Annotated in this window: 24 protein-coding genes; 17 read left to right on the forward strand and 7 right to left on the reverse strand. The window is 72.3% G+C overall.

Going from position 1 to position 23635, the window contains the following annotated elements; all coding sequences use genetic code 11:
- Positions 1-95 precede the first annotated feature (95 nt).
- Together E2170_RS00290 and E2170_RS00295 are read right to left on the reverse strand one after the other, a co-directional pair.
- Positions 96-1757 carry a Tle-like phospholipase domain-containing protein gene (locus E2170_RS00290; protein WP_132998664.1) on the reverse strand — a complete coding sequence of 554 codons (1662 nt, stop codon included), beginning with the start codon at positions 1755-1757 and terminating at the stop codon, positions 96-98.
- A 66-nt stretch (positions 1758-1823) separates the two neighbouring features.
- Positions 1824-3311, reverse strand: coding sequence for an AAA family ATPase (locus E2170_RS00295; RefSeq protein WP_132998665.1), 1488 nt, complete (start codon positions 3309-3311; stop codon positions 1824-1826).
- 115 nt (positions 3312-3426) lie between these two features.
- Here E2170_RS00295 and E2170_RS00300 point away from each other — a divergent pair, with 115 nt between their 5' ends.
- The 10 genes from E2170_RS00300 (at position 3427) to E2170_RS00345 (ending at position 12454) form a co-directional block, all read left to right on the forward strand.
- Complete coding sequence (locus tag E2170_RS00300; protein ID WP_132998666.1) at positions 3427-4062, forward strand: ParA family protein; 636 nt, start codon at positions 3427-3429, stop codon at positions 4060-4062.
- Positions 4063-4094: 32 nt separating this feature from the next.
- The gene (locus tag E2170_RS00305; RefSeq protein WP_132998667.1) at positions 4095-4583 is read left to right on the forward strand and encodes a SixA phosphatase family protein; all 489 of its coding nucleotides are present in this window, start codon (positions 4095-4097) and stop codon (positions 4581-4583) included.
- The gene (locus tag E2170_RS00310; protein WP_165942117.1) at positions 4580-5146 is read left to right on the forward strand and encodes a YceI family protein; all 567 of its coding nucleotides are present in this window, start codon (positions 4580-4582) and stop codon (positions 5144-5146) included. Before E2170_RS00305 ends, E2170_RS00310 begins: the two co-directional genes overlap by 4 nt.
- The gene (locus E2170_RS00315) at positions 5143-7023 is read left to right on the forward strand and encodes a phospholipase D family protein (protein WP_132998669.1); all 1881 of its coding nucleotides are present in this window, start codon (positions 5143-5145) and stop codon (positions 7021-7023) included. Before E2170_RS00310 ends, E2170_RS00315 begins: the two co-directional genes overlap by 4 nt.
- Before the next feature lie 141 nt (positions 7024-7164).
- On the forward strand, positions 7165-7350 hold the full coding sequence (locus E2170_RS00320; RefSeq protein WP_132998670.1) for a hypothetical protein: 186 nt from the start codon (positions 7165-7167) through the stop codon (positions 7348-7350).
- A gap of 74 nt (positions 7351-7424) precedes the next feature.
- Complete coding sequence (locus E2170_RS00325) at positions 7425-7859, forward strand: hotdog fold thioesterase (RefSeq protein ID WP_132998671.1); 435 nt, start codon at positions 7425-7427, stop codon at positions 7857-7859.
- Between the two features lie 51 nt (positions 7860-7910).
- Positions 7911-8711 (forward strand): lysophospholipid acyltransferase family protein, encoded by an 801-nt coding sequence (locus E2170_RS00330; protein WP_132998672.1) that lies wholly within the window; start codon positions 7911-7913, stop codon positions 8709-8711.
- Entirely contained in the window at positions 8708-9700 is a 993-nt protein-coding gene (locus E2170_RS00335) for a YheT family hydrolase (protein ID WP_132998673.1), read from the forward strand. The genes E2170_RS00330 and E2170_RS00335 overlap by 4 nt, the downstream gene beginning before the upstream one ends.
- 66 nt (positions 9701-9766) lie before the next feature.
- Positions 9767-11836 (forward strand): tetratricopeptide repeat protein, encoded by a 2070-nt coding sequence (locus tag E2170_RS00340; RefSeq protein ID WP_132998674.1) that lies wholly within the window; start codon positions 9767-9769, stop codon positions 11834-11836.
- Positions 11837-11851: 15 nt separating this feature from the next.
- Positions 11852-12454 (forward strand): YbhB/YbcL family Raf kinase inhibitor-like protein, encoded by a 603-nt coding sequence (locus tag E2170_RS00345; RefSeq protein WP_132998675.1) that lies wholly within the window; start codon positions 11852-11854, stop codon positions 12452-12454.
- Between the two features lie 91 nt (positions 12455-12545).
- Here E2170_RS00345 and E2170_RS00350 read toward each other — a convergent pair whose 3' ends face one another.
- Together E2170_RS00350 and E2170_RS00355 are read right to left on the reverse strand one after the other, a co-directional pair.
- Entirely contained in the window at positions 12546-13379 is an 834-nt protein-coding gene (locus E2170_RS00350; RefSeq protein ID WP_132998676.1) for an META and DUF4377 domain-containing protein, read from the reverse strand.
- 63 nt (positions 13380-13442) lie between these two features.
- Positions 13443-14240 carry an undecaprenyl-diphosphate phosphatase gene (locus E2170_RS00355; protein ID WP_132998677.1) on the reverse strand — a complete coding sequence of 266 codons (798 nt, stop codon included), beginning with the start codon at positions 14238-14240 and terminating at the stop codon, positions 13443-13445.
- 280 nt (positions 14241-14520) lie between these two features.
- Between E2170_RS00355 and glnA the strand changes: the two genes are divergently transcribed.
- Positions 14521-15930 carry a type I glutamate--ammonia ligase gene (gene glnA / locus E2170_RS00360; protein WP_132998678.1) on the forward strand — a complete coding sequence of 470 codons (1410 nt, stop codon included), beginning with the start codon at positions 14521-14523 and terminating at the stop codon, positions 15928-15930.
- A 117-nt stretch (positions 15931-16047) separates the two neighbouring features.
- The gene (locus E2170_RS00365; RefSeq protein ID WP_243708003.1) at positions 16048-16809 is read left to right on the forward strand and encodes an N-acetylmuramoyl-L-alanine amidase; all 762 of its coding nucleotides are present in this window, start codon (positions 16048-16050) and stop codon (positions 16807-16809) included.
- Between the two features lie 40 nt (positions 16810-16849).
- Here the strand turns inward: E2170_RS00365 and E2170_RS00370 are convergent, their stop codons facing one another.
- Positions 16850-17128 (reverse strand): type II toxin-antitoxin system RelE family toxin, encoded by a 279-nt coding sequence (locus tag E2170_RS00370; protein WP_132998680.1) that lies wholly within the window; start codon positions 17126-17128, stop codon positions 16850-16852.
- Complete coding sequence (gene relB, locus E2170_RS00375) at positions 17112-17339, reverse strand: type II toxin-antitoxin system RelB family antitoxin (protein WP_132998681.1); 228 nt, start codon at positions 17337-17339, stop codon at positions 17112-17114. Before relB ends, E2170_RS00370 begins: the two co-directional genes overlap by 17 nt.
- Before the next feature lie 83 nt (positions 17340-17422).
- Here relB and E2170_RS00380 point away from each other — a divergent pair, with 83 nt between their 5' ends.
- From E2170_RS00380 to E2170_RS00395, 4 genes are all read left to right on the forward strand, one after another.
- Positions 17423-18607 (forward strand): two-component system sensor histidine kinase NtrB, encoded by a 1185-nt coding sequence (locus E2170_RS00380; RefSeq protein ID WP_132998682.1) that lies wholly within the window; start codon positions 17423-17425, stop codon positions 18605-18607.
- Positions 18604-20049, forward strand: coding sequence for a nitrogen regulation protein NR(I) (gene ntrC / locus E2170_RS00385; protein ID WP_425477833.1), 1446 nt, complete (start codon positions 18604-18606; stop codon positions 20047-20049). Before E2170_RS00380 ends, ntrC begins: the two co-directional genes overlap by 4 nt.
- Before the next feature lie 70 nt (positions 20050-20119).
- Positions 20120-20707 (forward strand): superoxide dismutase family protein, encoded by a 588-nt coding sequence (locus E2170_RS00390; protein ID WP_243708004.1) that lies wholly within the window; start codon positions 20120-20122, stop codon positions 20705-20707.
- 17 nt (positions 20708-20724) lie between these two features.
- Positions 20725-21333, forward strand: coding sequence for a superoxide dismutase family protein (locus E2170_RS00395; protein ID WP_132998684.1), 609 nt, complete (start codon positions 20725-20727; stop codon positions 21331-21333).
- A gap of 1 nt (position 21334) precedes the next feature.
- Here the strand turns inward: E2170_RS00395 and E2170_RS00400 are convergent, their stop codons facing one another.
- On the reverse strand, positions 21335-22258 hold the full coding sequence (locus E2170_RS00400) for a hypothetical protein (RefSeq protein ID WP_132998685.1): 924 nt from the start codon (positions 22256-22258) through the stop codon (positions 21335-21337).
- 79 nt (positions 22259-22337) lie between these two features.
- Here E2170_RS00400 and E2170_RS00405 point away from each other — a divergent pair, with 79 nt between their 5' ends.
- On the forward strand, positions 22338-23615 hold the full coding sequence (locus E2170_RS00405; RefSeq protein WP_132998686.1) for an acetyl-CoA C-acetyltransferase: 1278 nt from the start codon (positions 22338-22340) through the stop codon (positions 23613-23615).
- Positions 23616-23635 lie beyond the last annotated feature (20 nt).

Consider the following 23635-nt stretch of genomic DNA (forward strand, 5'->3'; position numbering starts at 1 on the left):
GCTGTCTGCGGAACCTGGCGGCGGGGCGCGTCGGACATGCGGGCCAACTTACTACGTCAATGCCGCGCCCTGCGTGACCGGCGCGGCGCCTGCGATCAGAACCAGTTCATGGGGTTGAGCTTCTCGCCCAGCCACTGCGCGCCGTCGGACACGGCCTGGCCCACGTCGCCGGCCACATCGGACACCACCTCGATGCCGTCGCCGACCAGGTCGGCGGTGGCTTCGAACACGTCGCCCGCGACGTCGGCGACGTCGCTCACGATCTTGCCGCCGCCCTCGACGACGTTGGCCACGAAGTCGAAGGGCGTATCCAGGCCGGTGGCGTCGCCGATGTCGCGCAGCAGGCCGCCGCCGGCATTGGCGAGGTTCTGGGTGGTGTCGCCGACCAGGCCGATGGCGCCATCGACCAGGCTGCCGGCGCTGTCGATGCCGAAGTCGAGCACGTCGCCCAGGCCCTGGGCGACGCCGTCGACGTAGTCACCCTGCAGGAACTCCTGGCCGGCCTGCGCCAGGCCGTCGGCCAGCTCGGAGCCGTTGCCGGCGATGTCACCTACGACTTCCTGGCCCTGGCGGATGACGCTGCCGAGCTGGTTGAGGTTGAATTCGCCGTAGCGCTCGAGGCCGTCGATGCCGATGTTGCCCAGCACGCTGATGCCGGTGTCGAGCACGTTGCCGCCGGCATCGAGCAGGCCGTCGACCGCCCAGCCCAGGCCGGGCCTGCCGCCGGCGCTGAGGAGGTCGTTGGCAAGATCGCCCAGGCCATCGAGGCCGTCGTTGACCAGGCTGCCGGCCTGTTCGGGCAGGGTGGGCCGGGTGGCGGGGTCGTAGGCGCTGTTCTGGCGCAGCGCGTCGACGTAGGAGGCGCCGTCGCCGCCGCCACCGTGCAGCGCGGCCAGGTCGCCCAGCCCGCCCATGCCGGCCGGCGGATCGATGCGCAGCTCGTGGCCGACCGCGTTCGGCGGCGACATGCCCAGGATCGGGATGATCGGCACGTCCTGCTGCGCGGCATTGAGCGGATCGCCGTTGACGATGTAGCGGCGCAGCTGCCCGCTCTCGGCGGCGGACTCGCGCACCGCGTTGGGGTTGAAGCCCAGCGACTCCAGGGTCTGGTCGCTGAGGCCCGAGGCATTGAAGGTCACGCCCGGCACGCCGGTGGCCAGCGAGGCCGCCGAGGCCAGGCCGCCGCCCAGCGAATGCCCGGTGAAGGCCACGTTGCCGTCGCCGAAGGCACGCAGCGCCGCCTCCGCCAGGGCGACCGCGTCGCGGTACTGCCCGCTCTCGAAGCCCAGGCCCTGCAGGGCGTTGTCGTCGGCGTCGCCCGAAGGCGACAGGCCCCAGTCGTCGGTGCCGCGGTAGGCGACGACGTACTGGCCCTGATCGTTCTGGTAGATCGCGGCGTCGAAGCCCTCGGAGGTGCTGAGCAGGGTCGGGTCGATCGGGATCTGGTTGCCCTGGGCATCGACCAGGGACGCGCCGTCGGCGCTGGGCTCGAGGCGGTGCCAGCCGGCCTCGGCGAGCGCCTGCTCGGTCTGCGGGTTGTCGGCGGCGTAGACGTCGTTGGCCATCATCGCCAGCTGCAGGTCGAGGTCGGGCTGCGGCTGGGTGCCCGTGACCTGGCTGGCGAAGCTGCCGTCGCCCTGCGGGTACGCATTGGCGACCTGCTGCAGCGACGGTGGCGGCTGCAGGCCGAGCGGGAAGCGCTTGTCCAGCTGCAGCTGCTGGGCGATGGACAGCTGGCTGGCGATCGGGAAGCTCATGGCCGACTCCGCGGTGGATACGGGGAGCCTAGACAGCCGCGGGCGGCTTGCCAGCTGGGACGGACCCTAGTCCGCCGGCACCGTGCGTCCGTGCGCCCAGCTGCGCAGCGCCTCCACCGGTTCGGCCATTACCACCGACAGCGGCCGGGTGCGCCGGATCTCCGCGCGCAGCAGGAAGTCGTTGAGCGGCGTGCCGGCGGCGTGCGCGGAATACAGGCCGGACACGATCGCCTGCTCGATCTCGGCGCCGGAGAAGCCTTCGGCCGCCGCGGCCAGGCCGTCGAGGTCGAAGCCGTCGGACTTCAGCGCGCGCTTGCGCAGGTGCAGCTCGAACAGCTCGCGCCGGGTGTCGGCATCGGGCAGGTCGACGAAGAAGATCTCGTCGAAGCGCCCCTTGCGCAGCAGTTCCGCCGGCAGCTCCTGCACCTGGTTGGCGGTGGCGACCAGGAACACGTGCGACTTGCGCTCCGCCATCCAGGTCAGCAGGTAGCCGAGCACGCGGCGGGAGACGCCGCCGTCGCCGTCGCCGGCCGAGGACGCCAGGCCCTTCTCGATCTCGTCGATCCAGAGCACGCAGGGCGCGAGCTGTTCGGTGGACTCCAGCGCCGCGCGCAGGTTCTTCTCGGTCTCGCCGTGGAACTTGTCGTACAGGGTGCCGAAGTCCAGGCGCACCAGGGGCACGCCGAAGCCGCCGGCGATCGACTTCGCCAGCAGCGACTTGCCGCAGCCCTGCACGCCCAGCAGCAGGACGCCCTTGGGCGGGTCCAGGCCGGGCGGGGCGTTGCCGGAGACGAACACCGCGCGCCGCTGTTCGATCCAGCGCTTCAATGCGCGCGCGCCGGCGACGTCGGCGAACTGCGCGGTGTCGTATTCGTAGTGCAGGTGGCCGCTGCGGTTGAGCAGCTCGAACTTGAGCTTCGCCAGCCGCGGCAGGTCGTCGTGGGACAGTGCGCCGTCGTTGAAGACCAGCTGGCGGGCAATGCGGCGGGCGTCGCCCAGCGACAGGCCCTGCAGGTTGCGCACGATCAGCTGCACCGCCTCGGCGTCGGCCTCGACCCGGCGGCCGCCGTGCTCGACCTGGTAGCGTTCGGCCTCCTCGCGGACCAGCTTGAGCAGGGCGCGGGCGTCGGGCAGGCGGGTGCGGAAGCGCACCGCCTTGGCCTCGAGTTCGCCCGGCAGCTCGACCTTGTGCCCGACCAGCACCAGCACGTGCGGCAGGCAGCCGCGGCGCTGCATCAGGTCGCGCAGCATGCGCTGGGTGCCGGCATAGCCCAGGTAGGGGTGGAAGTCGAGCAGCAGGTAGACGCCGCGCTGCTCGGCGGCGTGGATCGCGCGCAGGGTGGCGGTGGCGTCGGGGGCGCCTTCGATCGGGTCCTCGCCGTCGAGGTCGAGGCGGCGCAGGCCCTCGGTGATCGTCCAGCGGTACAGCGCGCGCCAGACGTGCAGCAGCGACTGCCGGAACAGCTCGACCACCCGCGGCTCGTCCGGGGTCTCGACGACGATCAGCGGGGTGTCAGCGCGGATCAGCGCGGCCAGGTCCTGCAGGTCACTCATCTGTCATCTGTCATCTGTGGTGCGGGGCGGGAATCGGGGCATTCTATGTGCGCGAAGCCGCGCACGGCGGTGTAACCTCGACTGTCGTACGTTGGTGGACGTGACCGGAGAGCGCATGAAGACGGTGCTGGTGGCCAGTTCCAAGGGCGGCGTGGGCAAGACGACGATCGCGACCCATCTCGCCGCGCATGCGGCCCTCGAAGGGCGGCACACCGCCCTGATCGACGCCGATCCGCAGCAGTCGTCCACGCGCTGGGCCGAGCGCCGCGCCGGGCTGGAGAGCGCGGTGCTGCCGATCCCGGGCGCGCGCCGGGCCAAGGCCGCCTGGAAGTCGCTGCCCGAGGACACCCAGCGGGTGATCGTGGACGCGCCGGCCGGGGCCATGGCCGACGACCTCGGGGTCTGGCTGGAACACGCCGATGCCGTGGTGGTGCCGGTGCAGCCCTCGGCGCTCGACCTCGACGCCACCGTGAACTTCCTCGACACCCTGGCCCGCGACACCCGCGTGCGTCGCGGCGACCTGCGCGTGGGCCTGGTCGCCAACCGCATGAAGCCCTGGACCAACGCTTCGCAGGCCACCCTGGACCTGCTGTCGCAGTGGCCCTATCCGGTGGTCGCCACCCTGCGCGACAGCCAGGCCTACGTGCTGATGGTGGGCCTGGGGCGCAGCCTGTTCGACTACCGCTCCGCCCAGGTCCGCGACCACCAGGCGGACTGGGCGCCGCTGCTGAAGTGGCTGCGCAAGCACTGAACCCGCCCCGAGGGACCAAGGAGAAGCTGAGCATGGCGATCGACACGAGGGACATCCTGCTGCTACGCCACGCCCACGCCGGGGGGAGCGGGCCGGGGCAGGCCGACCTCGACCGCCCGCTGTCGCCCGAGGGCCAGGCCGAGGCGGAGGCCGCCGGGCGCTGGCTGCAGGAGCACGGCCTGCTGCCCGACCTGGTGCTGTGCTCGCCGGCGCGACGCACCCGTGAAACGCTGGAGGCGGTGCTCGGCGTGATCGGCTACGTCGACCAGCGGCTGGAGCCTGCCATCTACGACGCCACCCCCGGCACGCTGGCGGAACTGGCCGACCAGCACCGCGACGTCGGCCGACTGATGCTGGTCGGACACAACCCGGGCCTGGAGAGGCTGGCGGCCCTGCTGCACAGCGGCCAGTCGGGCGACTACCGCGGCATGCCGCCGGGTTCGATCGCGCACCTGCGGTTGCCGGCCACGGCCGAGGTCGAGCCGGGCGTGGCCAGCCTCGCCGACTTCTGGTGGCCGTGAGCCGTGCCTGTCTCCACGCCTGGCTGCTCGCCGCCGTCGCGCTGTGCGCGGCGGTACCCGTGTGCGCGGCCAACATCGACGCCGCGGCGTCCGAGGTCGGCTTCAGCCTGGTCACCCGCTGGGGCGAGGTGGTCGACGGCCGCTTCCCGGTCTTCGACGGCCGCCTGACCCGGCTTCCCGACGGCCGCCAGCAGGTGCGGCTGTCGCTCTCGACCGCGGACGTCGAGATCGTCGGCAACCTGCGGCACACGCATCTGACCCGCGGCCGCGGCTTCTTCGACGCCGAGAAGTACCCCTGGGTGACCTTCGTTTCCGAGCCCTTCGATCCCGCGCTGCTGATCGAGGGCGGGCCCCTGCCGGGAACGCTCCACATCCGCGACGTGCAGCGGGCGGAGATCTTCAGTGTGGCGCCCGCCAACTGTGCACGGCCCGCGCTGGACTGCGCGGTACGGGCGCGCGGCGTGGTCGAGCGTGCGAACTACGGCATGAACCGCTGGAGCTTCGCCATCGGCGGCAAGGTCCGCTTCCAGCTCAGCCTGCGGCTGGCCGGCGAGGGCACATGAAGGTGCTGGCACGACTGCTGGCGCTGGTCGCGGCGTTGGCCGCCGGCGGTTGCGCCACGCTGACCCCGGAGCAGGCCGGCGCGGCCGCGGAGGTCGCGGCGCAGGCGCGCCCGGTGCTGGTGGATTGCGCGCGCGAGGATGCTTGTGCCACGCCTTCACCGCTGCGCGCGCTGGGCCGCGACGCGATGGCGGCCAGCGCGCCCGATGCGCCGCGCCACCACGCCCTGATCCTCGACTACGGCCAGGACGCGCTGCTGGCGCGGCTGAGCCTGGTGCGCTCGGCGCAGCAGGCGGTGGACGTGCAGACCTACATCTTCGACGAGGACGACGCCGGCCACCTGTTCCTGGACGAACTGCTGGCCGCGGCCCGGCGCGGGGTGAAGGTACGGGTGCTGATCGACCAGCTTTCGGCGCTGCGCAAGGTGGAGACGCTGGCGGCGCTGGCGGGTGCCCACGCCAACTTCGAGCTGCGCATCTACAACCCGCTGCTTGGCCGCGCGCGCATCAGTTACCCGCAGTACGTGCTGGCCGCGGCCTGCTGCTGGCGCCGGCTCAACCAGCGCATGCACAACAAGCTGCTGCTGGTCGACGGCCTGGTCGGTATCACCGGTGGGCGCAACTACCAGGACAGCTATTACGACTGGGATCCGGAGTACAACTTCCGCGACCGCGACCTGTTCGTCGCCGGCCCGGTGGTGGCGGGGATGCAGGCGAGCTTCGAGGAGTACTGGGACGCGCGCCTGGCCCGCAGCCTGCCGGAGCTGGCCGACGTCGGCCGCCTGCTGCTGCGCGAGGGCGTGCCGCCACTGCCGCACGAGCCCTTCGAACTGCCGGCGCGGGTCGAGCGGATCTCGCGCGACGCCGACGATGCGCTGCTGGTGGGGGCGCTGGCCGCGCAGGCGCTGCCGGTGGGCGAGGTGGAGTTCATCTCCGACCCGCCGGAAAAGCATCGTGCCGGCTACGAAGAGGTCGCGCCATCCACCCGCGGCCTGCTCGACCTGATCGGATCGGCGCAGGAGGAGATCCTGCTGCAGACGCCCTACCTGGTGCTGTCGCCGCAGGCGCAGGACCAGTTCCGCGAGCTGCGCCAGCGCGACGGTCCGCCGCGGGTGCGGGTGTCGACCAACAGCCTGGCGGCGACCGACGCCTTCATCACCTACGCGCTGTCGTACAAGTACAAGCGCCGCTTCCTGCGCGAGTTCGGCTTCGAGATCCACGAGTTCAAGCCCTTCCCCCAGGACGCGCCGATCGACGTCGAGGCCACCGGCACCGTCGGGCTCGACGGCGAGCCGGTGGCGCGTGCGGCGGACGGCCGGCCGCGCGCGCGACCGCTGGAGCGAGAGTACTCGGCGCTGCGCTGGTCGGGCTTCTCGGCGCACGAGCGGGTGCCGCTGCACCGCGGCGGCGTGCGCTTCGGCCTGCATTCGAAGTCGCTGGTGGTGGACGGGCGCATCGGCGTGGTTGGCACCCACAACTTCGATCCACGCGGTGACAACTACAACACCGAGAGCGCGGTGGTGATCGAGGACGCCGCCTTCGCGCAGGCGCTGGCCACGAGCATCCGCCGCGACATGGCGCCCGAGAACTCGTGGGTGGTGGCCCGCCGTGACCGGCCACCGGTGTTCTCCGGCCTGGACTATTCCCTGGGCAAGGTGTCCGAGTCGCTGCCGGTGTTCGACCTGTGGCCGACCCGCTATGCCACCAGCTACGAGTTCGTGCCCGGGCCCGACTGTCCGGAGCCACCGCCGCCGGGCGACCCGCGCTTCCGCGCCTGCCACGAGCCGGTGGGCGACTTCCCCGAAGTCCGGCTGGGCCTGCGCAGCCTGATGACGCGCATCTTCACCGCCTTCGGCGCCGGGCTGGCCCCGATCCTCTGACCCCTTGGAGAGCCCCCGCGGGGGCGACCGTTCGTCGGCCGGTTGCCCGGAGCGGGCGGTCATGACCTTTGGCCTATTGCGGTAGAACTGTGGTGTTGTAGTCTACCAGCACACCAAGTCACACCCCCCAAGGAGATCACCATGTACCGCACCGAATCCACCGTCGCCTCCCACGCCACCACGAACGCCGTCCGCGTCCCGGCCCCCCGCCCGGTCCGCTACCGCTCCCGCGATTTCGGCTCCGGCTATGGCAGCAGCAGCGGCTACGCCGCCGCCCGCCGCTACGTCCCGGGCAACCAGCCGGTTTCCCGCTTCCGCCTCGCCTGAGTCGATTGACCCCGGGGGGATCCGAACCTAGGCTGGCGCGCCCCCACCGCCAGCCAGGTTCCCGGAACCCCGCCATGTCCAGCCCCACCCCGATCTTCCGCCGCGGCCTCGACCTGGCGGCCCTCAACGCCCTGTCGAAGGGCACCGCGATCGAGGCCCTGGGCATCGAATTCGTCGACATCGGCGATGACCGCCTGGTCGCCACCATGCCGGTCGACCACCGCACCCTCCAGCCCTACGGCCTGCTCCACGGCGGCGCCTCGGTGCTCCTGGCCGAAACCCTGGGCAGCAGCGCCGGCAACATGTGCGTGGCCGAGGGTGAGGTCTGCGTTGGCCTCGAGATCAACGCCAACCACGTCCGCGCCGTGCGCGAAGGCCGGGTCACCGGCACCGCCCGCGCGCTGCACCTCGGGCGCAGCACCCAGGTCTGGGAAATCCGCATCGAAGACGCCCGCGGCCGCCTGGCCTGCGTTTCGCGCCTGACCCTGGCGGTGGTGCCGGCGGCCTGAGGCCGCGCTTCCGTCTACCCGTGCCGGAGGCCATCCGGTATCGTTCCAGCCATGCGTTCCCCCACCTCTTCCACCGCGCCCGCCGGAGGCCGTCTGGCGCGCGCGGGCCGCTATGCCGTGCGCGTGCCGATGCTGCTCTGGCATGCCCTGGTGCACCTGCCGCCGGTGATGATCGGCATCGCCCTGCCCAGCGACCGCGTCGACATCGGCGGCGAGAGCCTGCGCAGTCGCCTGGTGCGCTGGTGGCAGGGCGGCCTGATGCGCGTGTTCGGCATGCGCATGCGCCAGGTCGGCACGCCGCTGCCTGGCGCCACGATGTTCGTGGCCAACCACGTCAGCTGGATGGACATCTCGGCGCTGCACAGCCAGCGGATGATGGGCTTCGTCGCCAAGCAGGAGATCGACGGCTGGCCGGTGGTCGGGCGGATGGCGCGCCGGGGCGAGACCATCTTCCACAAGCGCGGCAGCCAGGAGTCGCTGGGCGGGGTGCTGGACGCGATGATCGAGCGCCTGCGCGAAGGCCGCGCGGTGGGCGTGTTCCCCGAGGGCCGCACCCGCGATGGCGGCGAGGTGGGCCCGTTCCATGCCCGCATCTTCATGGCCGCGGTCGAGGCCGGGGTGCCGGTGCAGCCGGTCGCGCTGCGCTACGGTGCCGGTGGCGACGACCAGCGCGCGGTGGCCTTCCAGGGCCGCGAAAATTTCCTGCAGAACTTCCTGCGCCTGCTCGGCGAGCCCGCACGAGTGGTCGACGTGGTGTTCCTGGCGCCGGTGATGCCCGGCGAGGCCGACGGCCGGGCGGCGATCGCGAAGATCGCGCGCGAACGGATCGTGGAAGCACTGCAGGCGCCGTGAGCGCCGGGGTCGCCAGCGGCTACCGCCCGCCGCGCTGGCTGCGCAACGCGCACGTGCAGTCGGTGCTGGCGGGCAGCCCGCTGCGTCGACGCCGCGGGCTGGCCGCGCTCGCGGCCACCGGCGCGCAGACCCGGCAGGTGGAGGTGGACGGCGGCGACGGCGTGCGCCTGATGGGCTTGCACACCACGCGCCCCGGGATGGAGCCGCAGGGCATGGCCCTGCTCCTGCACGGCTGGGAGGGCAGCGCGGAATCGGCCTATGTCTGCCTGGCCGCGGCCGGTTTCCTGGCGCGCGGCTGGGACGTGTTCCGGCTCAATTTCCGCGACCACGGCGGCACCCACCACCTCAACCCGGACATCTTCCACTCCGCGCGCATCGACGAGGTGGTGCACGCCGCGCTCGACGTGGCCAGGCGCATGCCGCGGCCGCGGCTGGTGGTTGCAGGGCATTCGCTGGGCGGCAACTTCGCCCTGCGTCTGGCGCTGCGCGCGCCGGCGGCGGGGCTGCCGCTGTCCGGCGTGGCCGCGGTCTGCCCGGTGCTGGACCCGGCGCGGACCATGGATTCGATGGAGCGTGGACTGCCGCTGTACATGCACCACTTCGAGCGCAGCTGGCGGCGCTCGCTGGCGCGCAAGCGAGCGCTGTTTCCCGAGCGCGTGGGCTTCGATGACGCGGTGCTGCGCCTGCGCATGCGCGAGCTGACCGAGTGGCTGGTCCTGCGCCACACCGATTTCGGCAGCCTGGACGCCTACTTCGACCGCTATTCCATTGCTGGCGACCGCCTTGCGGGGCTCGCGGTGCCGGTGTCGATCCTGACCAGCGCCGACGATCCGGTGATCCCGGTGGAGGACTTCGGCCGCCTGGCCCTGCCCACGGACGCGCACCTGGAGGTGGCCCGCTGGGGCGGCCACTGCGGCTTCATCGAAGGGCCGCGGCTGGACGGCTATGCCGAACGCTGGGTGGCCGGGCGGCTGGCCGGCGGCGACTGAGGGGCAGGGCCTGACGCAAGCTACAATCAGCGTTTTTCGGCGCGCCGCGCCCGCAGGAACCCCCGCATGCAAGAACAGATTATCGAGGCGCTGCGCCGCGGCGATGTCCAGGCCGCCCTGGACGCGGCGCGCGGCTTCGCTGCCGATGCCCCCGACGACGCCCAGGCGCAGCGGCTGCTGGCGCTGGCGTTGCGCAGCGCCGGTGACGCCGAAGGCGCGCGCGCGGCCATCGAACAGGCCATTTCGCTGGCGCCCGACGATGCCCGCCTGCACATGGAGCACGCCGGCCTGCTGCTGGGCGTGCGCGACCTCGATGGCGCCGGGCAGGCGCTGGAGGCCAGCGTCACCCTGGATCCGAACGCGTTTCCCGCCTACATCATGCAGGCGCAGCTGGCGATGGGCCGCAACGATCTCGACGAGGCGGCGCGGCTGGCGCGGCTGGCGGCCCGGGTATCGCCCGACCACCCGTCGCTGCAGGCGCTGCAGGGCACTCTGGAACTTCGCCGCGGCAACACCGACGAGGCGATGAGGCTGCTGTCGGAGGCCGCGCAGCGGACGCCGGAGGACCCGGTCGCACTGCATGCGCTCGGCTTCGCCTACCTGGCCAAGGGCCACCTGGCCTTTGCCGAACAGGCCTTCCGCAACCTGCTGAAGGTGGCGCCGCGCGCGGGCATGGTCCGGCTGGTGATCGCGCAGCTGCTGCTGCGCCAGGGCCGCCCGGTCGAGGCCGTCGAAGCGCTGGCGCCGCTGCTGGACGATCCCGCGACCGCCACGCCCGCACTGCGTCGCCTTGCCGGCGAGATCGAGATCGCCGCGGGCCGCCCCGACCGCGCCCTGCCGCTGCTGCGCGAGGCGCTGGCCGCGCTGCCGGGCGAGTCGAGGACGATGGCCGCAATCGGCGAAGCCTGGCGTCGCCTGGGCGATTTCGACGATGCGCGCAGCACCCTGGATGCAGCCCTGGCGACGTCGCCGGAAAACGACGGCCTGTGGCGCGCGCGCCTGGCCTTCGAGCCGGCACGGCAGGGCGCGGCCGCGCTGATCGCGCGCTGGCGCGAGCGTCGGCCCGAGTCGATCGACGCGATGGAGGCCGAGATGGTCCTGCACGCCAGCGAAGGCCGGCCTGCCGAGGCCGAGGCGGCCGCGCGCGCGCTGCTGGAGCGTTCGCCCGGCCACGTGCGTGCCGAAATGCGCGTGATCGACGCCCTGCTGGTGCGCGATCCGCAGGAGGCCGCGCAGCGCCTCGAGGCGCTCATGGCGCGGGCCTCTCGCCCGGCCGAACGCAAGGTGCTGACCGCGTGGCTGGGGCTGGCGCGTCATCGTTCGGGTGATTTCACCGCCGCGCTGGAAAGCTGGAACCGGCGCAACGCCGACGATGCGGCGGATCGGCTGCCGCTGCCGACGCACACGTCCGCGCCGGCATCCTGGCCCGAGCCCGCGGCAGCGACGCCAGGCGCGCCCCCGGCCGCCTTCCTGCTCAGTCTTCCCGGCAGCCTCGTGGAACGCATGGCGCAACTGCTGGCGGGGGTGGTGCCCACTTTCCGCGACGACCGCTTCGGTGCGCAGCCCCCGCCGGATGCCTTCCAGGACGCCGCGGGCTGGGCGCGGCTTTCCGCGGGCGAACCCGACGCCGCCGCCGTGGTCGCCGGCTGGCGCGTGCTGATGCCCGCGCGCGGCATCGATGGCGCGATCATCGACTGGCTGCCGTGGTGGGACCACGCCTATGCCGCGGCCATGCGCGCGGCGCTGCCCGAGGCCATGCTGCTGGTGCCCTTGCGCGATCCGCGCGACATGCTGGTCGACTGGCTGGCCTTCGGCGCGCGCGCACCGTTCGCTGTCGAGTCGCCGCAGGCCGCGGCCGACTGGCTGGCGGCCGCGCTGGACCAGATCGCCACCCTGCACGAGCAGGACCTGGTGCCGCACCGCCTGCTCCGCGTGGACGATACCGCCGAGGATCCGGTGGCGATGTCCGCGCAGCTGGGCGAGGCGCTTGGCATCCGCCTGCCCGAGCCGCCGATGGGCCTGTTCGGCGCGCCGCGCTTCGCGGCCGGCACCTGGCGCGACTATGCCGGCCTGCTCGCCGCACCGTTCGCCGCCCTGGCCCCGGTGGCCCGCCGCCTGGGCTATCCCGACGCCTGACCCGAGGAACACGAGATGCACATCACCAGCGAAAGCTTCGCCCACGGCATGCCGATTCCCGCTGAGTTCGCCTTCGGCGCCCCCGGTGGACTGGGCGGCAACCGCAACCCGCAGCTGTCCTGGGGCGACGCGCCCGAGGGCACGCGCGCCTTCGCCCTGCTGTGCATCGACACCGATGCCCCGACCGACCCCGCCCTGGTCGCCAACGACCAGTCCGACATCCCGGTCGAGCACGCGCGCGGCGACTTCGCGCACTGGGCGATGGTCGACATCCCGCTTCAGGTCACCGACATCGCCGCGGGCAGCTGCAGCGAGGGCGTGACCAAGGGCGGCAAGGCTTCGCCGCAGGGCCCGGCCGGCACCCGCCAGGGCCTGAACGACTACACCGGCTGGTTCGCCGGCGATGCGGAGATGGAGGGTGACTGGCTGGGCTATGACGGCCCGTACCCGCCGCCGCACGACCTGCGCGTGCACCGCTACTTCTTCCGCGTGTTCGCGCTCGACGTCGAGCGCCTGCAGCTTCCGGAGCGCTTCACCGCAGGCGACGTGCTGCGCGCGATGCAGGGCCACGTGCTGGCCGAGGCCGCCACCTGGGGCAGCTACAGCCTCAACGTCTGAGGGCGCCGGGAGCGGCTTTTGTGGGAGCGGCTACAGCCGCGATTGCCGCGAGCCCGGATCGCGGCTGTAGCCGCTCCCACAGACCAGGAAGTCACTCCTCGGGCGCGACCTGCTCCGACTCGACCACCATGTCGAGCACGTGGACCACGGCCGAGGCATCGGCCGGCACGTCCTGGCGTCGGTAGCGGTCCAGGCGCAGCACGTTGCGCACGCCGGGGCGGTGCTCGTAGCCCTCGATCTCCTCGTACAGCGGGCCCCATTCGCCGGTGCCCTGCTTGAGGCCGTTGCCGTCGTAGTGCACTTCGCGCACCTGCAGGCAGCGGTATTCCGGCATCAGCGGGTGGTGGCAGTCGATGCGCTCGGCGGCGACTTCCAGGAACACGCGCTCGGGCTCGCTGCCGTAGCGGGTGCGCGCGGTGGGCGCGCCGATGAAGGAAAGGCGGCCAGCGCCGCTGGACAGCGACAGGCGCGGCGGTTCGCCGGCTTCAAGGTCCAGAGCGTGGGCACCGGCAAGGCGCGCATGGGCCTCGCGTTCCATCGCCATCAGCGGTTCGGCGCAGGCCATCTCGGTGCTGACCATTGGTGCGAAGCGGATTTCCCCAGCCTCGAGCGTGTAGTCGCCGCCCATGCGGTTGCAGGCGTTGGAGACCGAAACCCGGCCGTCGGCGAAGTCGAGCTGCAGCGGTGCATCGGGGTTGCCGGACAGGGCTTCGATGGGCTGGCCGGCGGCGTCGGTCGCCGATTCCAGCTGCCAGTGGTAGGCGCCGAGGGTGGCCGCGGAGTCAACCGGGGCCGTGGCATCACCCGGGGCCGTGGATGCGGCCGGAGGCGTGCCGCCGGCGTCGGGCCTGGCATCGCCGGGGCCGGGCGCGGGCGAGCAGGCCGCGAGCGACAGCGCGAGGGCAAGGACGGACAGGTGCTTCATGATGACCTCCACAGGCAGTGACCGGGACAACGCGCGGGCGCGACCGATGGGGTCACGCCGGCCTCAATCGCCCAGCGGCAGCCACAGCAGCAGGGCGGCGCCGAGCAGGATGCGGTAGATCGCGAAACCGGTGAAACGGTGGTGTTCGATGTAGCCCAGCAGCCACTTCACCACCAGGAAGCCGGTGATCGTGGCCGCGGCGAAGGCGATGCCGACGTCGGCCCAGGCCTCGCCGCCCAACGCCCCGTCCATCGCCAGTTCCAGGAAGGCGTAGGCGCTGGCCGCGAACATGGTCGGGATGCCGACCAGGAACACGAACTCGGCCGCCGCCGTGCGTCGGCTGAGCCCGAACAGCATGGCGATGAAGATCGCCGCCGCCGAGCGCGAGGTGCCGGGGAACACGCCCGCCACCACCTGGGCCAGGCCCACCAGCACCGCGACCGTCCAGGTCACCGTGGTGCCGTCGGGGCTGCGGCGCTCGGCCACGCGCTCGGCCACGATCATCCACACGCCGCCGAAGATCAGCGCCCAGGCGATCGGCGTGACCGTCTCCGGCAGCTCCCAGCCCAGCAGGCGCACCGGCAGGCCGACCCCGGCGGTGACCAGGAAGGCCACGGCCAGCTTCATCGCGTAGTCGCGGTTGCGGGCCTCGCCCAGGCCGGTGGCCAGGGTCACCAGGCGCTCGCGGAACACCAGGGTGACGGCGAGGATGGCGCCGGCCTGGATCACGATGTTGAAGAAGTCCGAACGCGCGCCCAACCAGTACTGGGCGATCAGCAGGTGGCCGGTGCTGGAGATCGGCAGGAATTCGGTCAGGCCTTCGAGGATGCCCAGCAGCAGGGCGGCCAAGGGGTCGGTCATCGGCGGGGTTCCGGAGCGGTTTCGTGTCGGCCGCGGTCGCGCGGCCGGTCGGTGGGCGCGGGACGCAGGGCAGGGCAGCGCGGCAGCATAGCCGATGATGCGGCTGAACCATGATGGTGCGAACTTTCGCAGATCTGCACCATAAAGGTGCACTCAGGCGATTTGATCGCTCACTTGGCCCGCAAATTCAATGACTTGCCCGATGGCACGGCGCTTGCGTTGTTGCACTGCGACACCCGGGCGCGCCCGGGATCCATCCCTTGCGAACCCGGAGCCATCCATGTCCATCGAGAACGTCGAAAAGCTGATCAGCGACCACAAGGTCGAATTCGTCGACCTGCGCTTCGCCGACATGCGCGGCGTGCAGCACCACGTCACCTATCCCAAGTCGATCATCGAACCCGGCCTGTTCGAGGACGGCAAGATGTTCGACGGCTCCTCGATCGGCGGCTGGCGCGGCATCCAGAACTCGGACATGGTCCTGCTGCCCGATCCGGCGACCGCCTTCCTCGATCCCTTCACCGCCGATCCGACCCTGGTGCTGACCTGCGACGTGCTCGACCCGACCACGATGCAGGCCTACAACCGCGACCCGCGCGGCATCGCCCGCCGCGCCGAGGCCTACCTGAAGTCCAGCGGCATCGCCGACCAGGCCTTCTTCGGCCCCGAGCCCGAGTTCTTCATCTTCGACTCGGTGCGCTACGCCAACGAGATGGGCCACACCTTCTTCCACGTCGACTCCGAAGAAGCCGCGTGGAACTCCGGCCGCGAGTACGACGGCGGCAACAGCGGCTACCGCCCGGGCGTGAAGGGCGGCTACTTCCCGGTGGCGCCGCTGGACTCGCTGCACGACATCCGCGCCGAGATGTGCAAGACCCTGCAGCAGGTCGGCATCGAGGTCGAAGTGCACCACCACGAGGTCGCCAACGCCGGCCAGTGCGAGATCGGCACGAAGTTCAGCTCGCTGGTGCAGAAGGCCGACGAGCTGCTGACGATGAAGTACATCATCAAGAACGTCGCCTTCCGCAACGGCAAGACCGCGACCTTCATGCCCAAGCCGCTGGTGGGCGACAACGGCAGCGGCATGCACGTGCACCAGTCGCTGGCCAAGGGCGGCGTGAACCTGTTCACCGGCGACGGCTACGGCGGCCTGAGCCAGACCGCGCTGTGGTACATCGGCGGCATCTTCAAGCACGCCCGCGCGATCAACGCTTTCGCCAACTCCAGCACCAACAGCTACAAGCGCCTGGTGCCGGGCTTCGAGGCGCCGGTGATGCTGGCGTACTCGGCGTCGAACCGCTCGGCGTCCTGCCGCATCCCGTACGTGGCCAATCCGAAGGCGCGCCGCATCGAGATGCGCTTCCCGGACCCGATGAACTCCGGTTACCTGATCTTCACCGCGCTGATGATGGCGGGCCTGGACGGCATCCGGAACCAGATCGACCCGGGTGGCCCGAGCGACAAGGACCTCTACGACCTGCCGCCGGAAGAGGCCAAGGGCATCCCGACCGTCTGCCACTCGCTCGACCAGGCGCTGGAAGCGCTCGACGCCGACCGCGAGTTCCTCAAGGCCGGCGGCGTGATGAGCGACGACTTCATCGACGCCTACATCGCGCTGAAGATGAAGGAGGTCACCGCGTTCCGCTCGGCGACGCATCCGCTGGAGTACCAGCTCTACTACGCGATCTGACACCAGCCCAGCAGATCTGTGGGAGCGGCTACAACCGCGATTGGTCAACAGTTGGGCCATCGCGGCTGTAGCCGCTCCCACTTGCATTGGTCTGACGCGCCGGGTGCAATGCAGCGCATGAAGAAGCTCGCAGCCGCGGTGCTCTGCGCCGCCCTCCTGTCCGCCTGCGTCCACCAGCCGGCGCGCAATCCGATGGCGACCTGGGTGCCCTCGCCGAATTTCGACGAGCGCCGCCCGGTCGTCATCGTCCTGCACTACACCGAGCAGGACTCGGCCGAGCAGAGCCTGCGCACCCTGCGCACGGGCAACAGCGGCGGCCCGGTGAGCTCGCACTACCTCGTCGGTGATGACGGCGCGATCTACCAGCTCGTCGCGGATTCGCACCGCGCCTGGCATGCCGGCGGCGGCCGCTGGGGCACGATCACCGACCTCAACTCGGCCTCGATCGGCATCGAGATCGACAACAACGGCCGCGAGCCCTTCACCGAACCGCAGGTGCAGGCGCTGCTGCGCCTGCTCGATGACCTCACCGCGCGCCTGCGCATCCCGCGCACGCAGGTGATCGGGCATTCCGACCTGGCGCCCTCGCGCAAGATCGATCCGGGCGCATTGTTCCCCTGGCGGCGCCTGGCCGAGGCCGGTTTCGGCATCTGGCCTGCGGACGATGCGCCGCCGGCGCCGGAAGGCTTCGACGGCATGCGCGCCCTGCGCGAGGTCGGCTACGACACCCGCGATCCGGAGGCCGTGGTGCGCGCGTTCCGCCTGCGATTCCGCGGCGATGCGGGGACAGCGCTGGACGACGAGGACCTGCGCATCCTGCATGCGCTGACGCTGCCCGGTGGGGCGGGCTTGCTGGTGCCGGCGACAGGCCTGGATTGAGCCGGGCAAGGACGGGCTTGGATCAAGGCGGGATTACCGCTCACGGGGATTGCCGGTAGACCTCGCGCCGGTGGCCGATGCGGACCACCAGCACCGTCAGGGTGCCATCCTGCAGGTCGGCGACAAGGCGATAGTCGCCAATCCTGTAGCGCCAGAGATTTCCGAGGCGGGTACCGGTCAACGGCTTGCCGAGCCGGCGTGGATCTTCGGCCGGCAGGAGGCGATCACGCAGGAACCGCAGTATCCGCTGTTTCGCGTGTGGATCGAGACGCTTCAGGGCTTTTTCGGCAGCGCCGGAAAGCTCAATCCGCCAGGCCATGCGTCCGGATCACTTCGTCCAGTGAATAGGTGGTCGACTTGCCTTCCTTGACGCGTCGAAGTTCCTGCTCGGCGAGATAGACGTCTTCCATCTCGTCGAGGTATGCGCCGATGGCCTCGCGCAGGTAGTAGGCCTTGGTGCGGCCGGTACGGCTTGCGAGTTCATCGAGCCGGCGCTCGGTGTCCGGGTCGAGCCGGATGGACGTGGCCATGATGCGGTCTCTTTGAATACAAGTATTCAATGTATCACGAGTTCCCGCTGACATTGCCGGTCACCTTGCACTAGATTGGTGCAATGCATCCCGCCCTCGACCCCGCTCATGACCACCTGAGTACCCCCCTGCTCGCGGTGTCGGCCGAGGGCGTGGTCGAAGCGGCCAATACGGCCGGCGGCCAGTGGTTCGGGGTTTCGCTGCGCCGGCTGGCAGGCCTGCCGCTGGCGGCGCTGGAAGTGCAGGGCGATGCCCTGGTCCGCGCGCTGGCCGCCGGCGGCGACCCGGCGGCGATGGGGCGCCCCATCGCGCCGATGGCCGCGACCGGCGTCATCCGACTCCCGCGCCTGGCGCTGGCGTATCCCGGCGCCGCGCCGCGCTTCGCCGAAGCCTGGCTGACCCCGCGCGACGGTGGCGGCTGGCTGCTCGAACTGCACCCGGTGGACGAGTTCCCCGGCGGCGATCCGGTGGCGGCGCTGCCGCTGGCCCTGGCCGCCGCGCTCAAGGGCCTGGCCCACGAGTTGCGCAATCCGCTGGCGGGGCTCAAGGGCGCGGCGCAGCTGCTGGCGCGGCGCATTCCCGGCGACGATGCCGCTTCGCGCGAGCTGGTCGAACTGGTCGACTCCGAAGTGGGGCGGCTGGCGCAGCTCGTCGACCGCCTGCTCGACCCGGCGCCGCCCAATCCGCACGCCCCGCTCAACGTCCACGCCGTGCTCGAGCGCGTGCTGCGCCTGGCCGAGGCCGACGCCGGCTGGGGCGTGAAGCTGGTGCGCGACTACGACCCGAGCCTGCCGGAGCTCCACGGCGACCTCGACCGCCTGGTGCAGGCGACGTGGAACCTGGTGCGCAACGCCATCGAGGCCGGCGCCGGCGAGGTCGTGCTGCGCACCCGCGCCGAGCACGGCGCGCGCATCGGCAGCGAGCTGCATGCGCTGGCCCTGCGCCTGGACATCGTCGACGACGGCCGCGGCGTGCCCGACGAGCTGGCCGAACAGGTATTCGTGCCGCTGGTGTCCGGCCGCGCCGAGGGCAGCGGCCTGGGCCTGGCGCTGGCGCAACAGGTGGCACGCGAGCACCGCGGCAGCCTCGCCTTCCGCTCGCGGCCGGGGCACACGGTGTTCACGCTGCTGCTGCCCTACGCGGCCCTGCCCGTGGCTCCGGATGCCGGCGCAGGGCCGGATGACGGCGGCAGCGAAGACAGGGGCGAAGCCGGTGGTCGTGCGGCCGGTGACGCCGGCGCGGGTAGCGTCACGGACGGAGACGGCTGATGGACACGACTGACGGCGCCCGCGTCTGGGTGGTCGATGACGACCGCGCCGTGCGCTTCGTGCTCGCCACCGCGCTGCGCGACGCCGGCTTCGAGGTCACCGCCTTCGAGTCGGCCGCCGACGTGCTGTCCACCCTCGACCGCGGCGCCGCGCCGCCCCGGCTGCTGTTCACCGACGTGCGCATGCCCGGCGATGACGGCCTGGCCCTGCTCGACGAGTTGAAGCGCCGCCTGCCGGCGCTGCCGGTGGTGGTGATGAGCGCGCACACCGACATCGCCAGCACCGCCGGCGCCTTCCGCGGAGGTGCGCAGGAGTTCCTGTCCAAGCCCTTCGACCTCGACGACGCCGTGGCCCTGGCCGCGCGCGCGCTGGGCGAAGGCGGGGGCGCTGCCGAAGCGTCCGTCGTGGAGGGCCCGGCCGCCGCCGATGGCGACGACGCCCTGGTCGGCGACACCCCGGCCATGCAGCAGCTGTTCCGCGCCATCGGCCGACTGGCGCAGGCACCGCTGTCGGTGCTGGTCACCGGCGAAACCGGCACAGGCAAGGAACTGGTTGCGCGCGCGCTGCACCGCGAGTCGCCGCGCGCGCGCGGGCCCTTCGTCGCGCTCAACACCGCCGCGATCCCGTCCGAACTGCTGGAAAGCGAGCTGTTCGGCCACGAAGCCGGTGCCTTCACCGGTGCGACGAAGCGCCACGTCGGCCGCTTCGAGCAGGCCGACCGCGGCACCCTGTTCCTGGACGAGATCGGCGACATGCCCGCGCCGCTGCAGACGCGGCTGTTGCGCGTGCTGGCCGAGGGCGAGTTCTTCCGCGTCGGCGGCCGGGAGCTGATCCGGGTCGACGTGCGCGTGGTCGCGGCCACCCACCAGGACCTGGAGGCGAAGGTGCGCGATGGCAGCTTCCGCGCCGACCTGCTGCACCGGCTGGACGTGGTGCGCCTGCGCCTGCCGCCGCTGCGCGAGCGCCGCGACGACATCCCGCGCCTGGCCGAACGCTTCCTGCAGCGTGCGGCGCGACGTTTCGAAGCACCGCCCAAGCGCCTGTCGCGACCGGCGCTGGAGCACCTGCAGGCGCACGACTGGCCGGGCAACGTGCGCGAGCTGGAGAACCTGTGCTGGCGCCTGGCCGCGCTGGCGCCGGGCGACGTGGTGGGCGTGGCCGACCTCGGCGACGCGCTGGGTGGCGAGGCTGCCGTCGCAGGCGGCATTGCGGGCCAGGCGCAAGGTCCGGGCTGGGAAGGCCTGCTGCGCGACTGGGCGCGGGCGAAGCTGGACGCGCACGCCGACGGCATCCACGCCCAGGCCCGCGACGCCCTGGACCGCGTGCTGCTGGAGGCCGCGCTGGACCACACCGGCGGCCGCCGCAGCGAAGCCGCCGCGCGCCTGGGCCTGGGCCGCAACACCCTGACCCGCAAGCTCGGTGCGCGCCGCGGCGGGCGCTGAACGCCGCATCGAGCCACCGTGCCGCGGAGCGGGTGGCTCACGCACCCGCAACCTCGCCGGGGCTACCCTTATGAGCCCGACAAAGATTCCGGAACGCATGCGTCGCCCGAACTTCGCCCCGCCGGCCGTTGCCCTGTTCGCCACCGGACTGCTGGCCGCCTGCGCCAGCGCGCCCCCGGCGCCGCGCGAGCCGCAGGCCCCGCCGCCACCGCCGCCCCGCGCCGAGGCCGGCACCGCGAGCCTGGCCCACGCCAACCTGACCGCGGCCTCGGCCACGCTGGCCAGCGGCCGCATCACCCTGCGGGCCGAATCCGGCGGCGTGCGCCTGTCGGGCGACGTCGGCGGCCTCAGCCGCAACGGCGCCCATGTGCTGCAGGTGCACGCGCGCGGCGACTGCAGCGCGATCGACGCCTCCAGCGCCGGCCCCTATTTCGACGCCAGCGGCAGCGGCGCGGTCGACGGCGGCAGCGACCGCATCGTCGCCAACGAGCGCGGCGTGGCCCGCGTCGACCAGCTCGTCCGCGGCGCCGTGCTCGGCGGCGGCTCGGGCAATGACATCGGCGGCCGCTCCCTGGTCGTGCTCGGCTCCACCGCCGGCGCGACCGGTGCGCGGATCGCCTGTGGCGTCATCACCCTCGCGCCCGCGGGCGCCCCCTAGGAACAGGAGACAGACCCATGCGCAAGCTTTCCACGACCCTTCTCGCGGCTTCGCTGGCGATCGGCCTCGCGGCCTGCAGCGGCCAGTCCGACGCCGTCGACGAGGCCGCGACCCCGCCGGTCGACACCGCACCGGTGGCCGACGCCGCGCCTGACATGACCCTGTCGCCGGCGTCGCACACCGTGGCCATCCTGTCGGCGACCGAAGGCAATTCGGTCACCGGCGAGCTCGCCTTCGAGGCGGTCGACGGCGGCGTCGCCATCACCGGCCAGGTCAACGGCCTGCCCCCGGGCAGCGAGCACGGCTTCCACGTCCACGAGACCGGCGACTGCAGTGCGCCCGACGGCAGCAGCGCCGGCGGCCACTTCAACCCGATGGACGTCGATCACGGTCGCGTCGGCGCCGGCGCGCACCACGTCGGCGACACCGACAACATCGTCGCCGACGACACCGGCGTGGCGACGGTCAACACCCGCCTGGAAGGCGCCACGCTGGCCGACGGCGCGCCGACCGACGTGCTCGGCCGCGGCGTGATCGTGCACGCGGACCCGGACGACTACGCCACCCAGCCCACCGGCAATGCCGGCGCGCGCCTGGCCTGCGGCGTGATCGCGCAGTCGATGTGAGTCAGGGCGCGGGCGGGGCCGCGAGCTCCGCCCGCGCATCGTCGCCCTGGCAGTGGATGAACTCCACCGCCAGGCCGTGGGCGCGCAGCAGGCTGGCGAGCTGGCGCTGGCGGGCCTCGAAGTGGCTGTACCGGCGCTCCAGTCGCGCGCGCGAGGCGTCGTCGTCGCAGGCGTCACCGGGCGCGTAGCGCGAATGCCACGCCGCCGGGGGCAACAGCGCCATCCGCACCTGGCCGTCGCCGGCGTAGTGCAGCAGCGGCTCCGGCGCCTCGTCCAGCCAGGCCTCGCGTCGGGGCGAGAGCAGGGCGGTTTCCAGCAGCGGCCACAGCGGCGCCAGGCCGGCGTGCTCGTACTGCATCGCGGTCAGGGCGCAGAGGTCGTGCACGGTCAGGTAGCGCGCGTGTTCCACCTGCAGGCCGAAGGCGTCCTGCATCGCCAGCGCGGTGCCGGCGCCGGCCATGCCTTCCTCCATCAGGTCGGCCTCGCAGCGCGCGGACACGCGCGCGACCACGGCCGCATCGCCGTCGAGCACGAAGGGCAGCAGGCGCAGCGGGCCGCCGGAATACTCCGGTGCCGGTGACAGCGCGCCGGGCAGCCGGCCCTCGTGGCTGCCGAAGGCGAGGATGCGCGCACCGCCGCCGGGCGCACGCGGCGCCTTGGCCGCGAGCTGCCACAGCTCCTGGTGCAGCGGCCAGCCCGGGCGCAGCAGTTCGACCGGGTCGAAGTGGGCGGCGACCAGGGTGCAGTCCAGGCCGGCGGCGTCGGGCGCGAAGGCGGCGAGGTCGGCGGCGACCAGGGCGGCCAGCGCGCCGGCTTCGGCCTGGGCCGCGGCGTCGCGCGCGGCGGCGCTGCCCGGCGCCAGCTCCAGGGCCAGGGCGCCGAGCACGCGGCGGGGGGAGGTGTTGTCTGCTGCGGTGGTGTTCATTGGCCCTGCGCACGCTCGGCGCTAAACTCCAGCGCATTATGCCCGCCACGGTCGGTGGGCAGTCCGCGAGGTTCCCCAGATGCAGCATGGTCGCCCCGTCGCCGTCCTCGGCGGCGTCCGCATTCCCTTCTGTCGCCAGAACACCGCCTACGCCGACGTCGGCAACCTCGGCATGTCGGTACGCACCCTGGGCGCGCTGGTGGAGAAGTTCGGCCTGCACGGCCAGCGCCTGGGCGAGGTCGCCATGGGTGCGGTGATCAAGCACTCCAGCGACTGGAACCTGGGCCGCGAGGCGGCGCTGTCCTCGGGGCTGTCGCCGCTGACGCCGGGCATCACCCTGCAGCGCGCCTGCGGCACCTCGCTGGATTCGATCATCACCGTCGGCAACAAGATCGCCGCCGGCCAGATCGACAGCGGCGTCGGCGGCGGCAGCGACACCACCTCCGACGTGCCGATCGTCTACGGCCGCTCGCTGCGCCGCCGGCTGCTGGCCGCGAACGCGGCGAAGACGCCCCGCGACAAGCTGGCGCAGTTCCGCGGCTTCCGCCTGGGCGAGCTCAAGCCCGAGTTCCCCGGCGTGGCCGAGCCGCGCACCGGCAAGTCGATGGGCGAGCACTGCGAGGACATGGCCAAGGAGTGGAGCATCTCCCGCGATTCGCAGGACGAACTGGCGGTGGCCTCGCACCACAAGCTGGCCGCGGCCTACGAGCGCGGCTTCTTCGACGACCTGGTCGTGGCCTTCCGCGGCGTCTCGCGCGACAACATCCTGCGCGCCGATTCCACGCTGGAGAAGCTGGCCACGCTGAAGCCGGCCTTCGACAAGGTCTCCGGCCGCGGCACGCTCACCGCCGGCAACTCCACGCCGCTGACCGACGGCGCCGCCGTCTGCCTGCTGTCCACCGACGAATGGGCCGCCGCGCACGGCCACGAGGTGCTGTGCCACCTCCGCGACGCGCACGTGGCCGCGGTCGACTTCGTCCACGGCGAAGGCCTGCTGATGGCGCCGACCGTGGCCGTGGCCGAGATGCTGGCCCGCAACGGCCTGACGCTGCAGGACTTCGACATCTACGAGATCCACGAGGCCTTCGCCGCCCAGGTGCTGTGCACCCTGCGCGCCTGGGAGAGCGAGGACTACTGCCGCAGCCGCCTCGGCCTGGACGCCCCGCTGGGCCGCATCGATCCCGCGAAGATCAATCCCGTGGGCTCATCGCTGGCCACCGGCCACCCCTTCGCCGCCACCGGCGCGCGCGTGGTCGCAACCGCCGCCCGCCAGCTGCAGGAACGCGGCGGCGGCCGCGCGCTGGTGTCGATCTGCACCGCCGGCGGCATGGGCGTGGTGGCGATCCTCGAGCGCTGAGTGCGGGGTTTGCGCCCCGC

Origin of the sequence: Luteimonas arsenica, assembly GCF_004352825.1 — a bacterium.
GTDB lineage: Bacteria > Pseudomonadota > Gammaproteobacteria > Xanthomonadales > Xanthomonadaceae > Luteimonas > Luteimonas arsenica.

Coding starts and splice junctions, on each gene's coding strand:
- E2170_RS00290 (WP_132998664.1), bottom strand. CDS start 1,757: ATGAGCTTCCCGATCGCCAGCCAGCTGTCCATCGCCCAGCAGCTGCAG.
- E2170_RS00295 (WP_132998665.1), bottom strand. CDS start 3,311: ATGAGTGACCTGCAGGACCTGGCCGCGCTGATCCGCGCTGACACCCCG.
- E2170_RS00300 (WP_132998666.1), top strand. CDS start 3,427: ATGAAGACGGTGCTGGTGGCCAGTTCCAAGGGCGGCGTGGGCAAGACG.
- E2170_RS00305 (WP_132998667.1), top strand. CDS start 4,095: ATGGCGATCGACACGAGGGACATCCTGCTGCTACGCCACGCCCACGCC.
- E2170_RS00315 (WP_132998669.1), top strand. CDS start 5,143: ATGAAGGTGCTGGCACGACTGCTGGCGCTGGTCGCGGCGTTGGCCGCC.
- E2170_RS00320 (WP_132998670.1), top strand. CDS start 7,165: ATGTACCGCACCGAATCCACCGTCGCCTCCCACGCCACCACGAACGCC.
- E2170_RS00325 (WP_132998671.1), top strand. CDS start 7,425: ATGTCCAGCCCCACCCCGATCTTCCGCCGCGGCCTCGACCTGGCGGCC.
- E2170_RS00330 (WP_132998672.1), top strand. CDS start 7,911: ATGCGTTCCCCCACCTCTTCCACCGCGCCCGCCGGAGGCCGTCTGGCG.
- E2170_RS00340 (WP_132998674.1), top strand. CDS start 9,767: ATGCAAGAACAGATTATCGAGGCGCTGCGCCGCGGCGATGTCCAGGCC.
- E2170_RS00345 (WP_132998675.1), top strand. CDS start 11,852: ATGCACATCACCAGCGAAAGCTTCGCCCACGGCATGCCGATTCCCGCT.
- E2170_RS00350 (WP_132998676.1), bottom strand. CDS start 13,379: ATGAAGCACCTGTCCGTCCTTGCCCTCGCGCTGTCGCTCGCGGCCTGC.
- E2170_RS00355 (WP_132998677.1), bottom strand. CDS start 14,240: ATGACCGACCCCTTGGCCGCCCTGCTGCTGGGCATCCTCGAAGGCCTG.
- glnA (WP_132998678.1), top strand. CDS start 14,521: ATGTCCATCGAGAACGTCGAAAAGCTGATCAGCGACCACAAGGTCGAA.
- E2170_RS00365 (WP_243708003.1), top strand. CDS start 16,048: ATGAAGAAGCTCGCAGCCGCGGTGCTCTGCGCCGCCCTCCTGTCCGCC.
- E2170_RS00370 (WP_132998680.1), bottom strand. CDS start 17,128: ATGGCCTGGCGGATTGAGCTTTCCGGCGCTGCCGAAAAAGCCCTGAAG.
- relB (WP_132998681.1), bottom strand. CDS start 17,339: ATGGCCACGTCCATCCGGCTCGACCCGGACACCGAGCGCCGGCTCGAT.
- E2170_RS00380 (WP_132998682.1), top strand. CDS start 17,423: ATGCATCCCGCCCTCGACCCCGCTCATGACCACCTGAGTACCCCCCTG.
- E2170_RS00390 (WP_243708004.1), top strand. CDS start 20,120: ATGAGCCCGACAAAGATTCCGGAACGCATGCGTCGCCCGAACTTCGCC.
- E2170_RS00395 (WP_132998684.1), top strand. CDS start 20,725: ATGCGCAAGCTTTCCACGACCCTTCTCGCGGCTTCGCTGGCGATCGGC.
- E2170_RS00400 (WP_132998685.1), bottom strand. CDS start 22,258: ATGAACACCACCGCAGCAGACAACACCTCCCCCCGCCGCGTGCTCGGC.
- E2170_RS00405 (WP_132998686.1), top strand. CDS start 22,338: ATGCAGCATGGTCGCCCCGTCGCCGTCCTCGGCGGCGTCCGCATTCCC.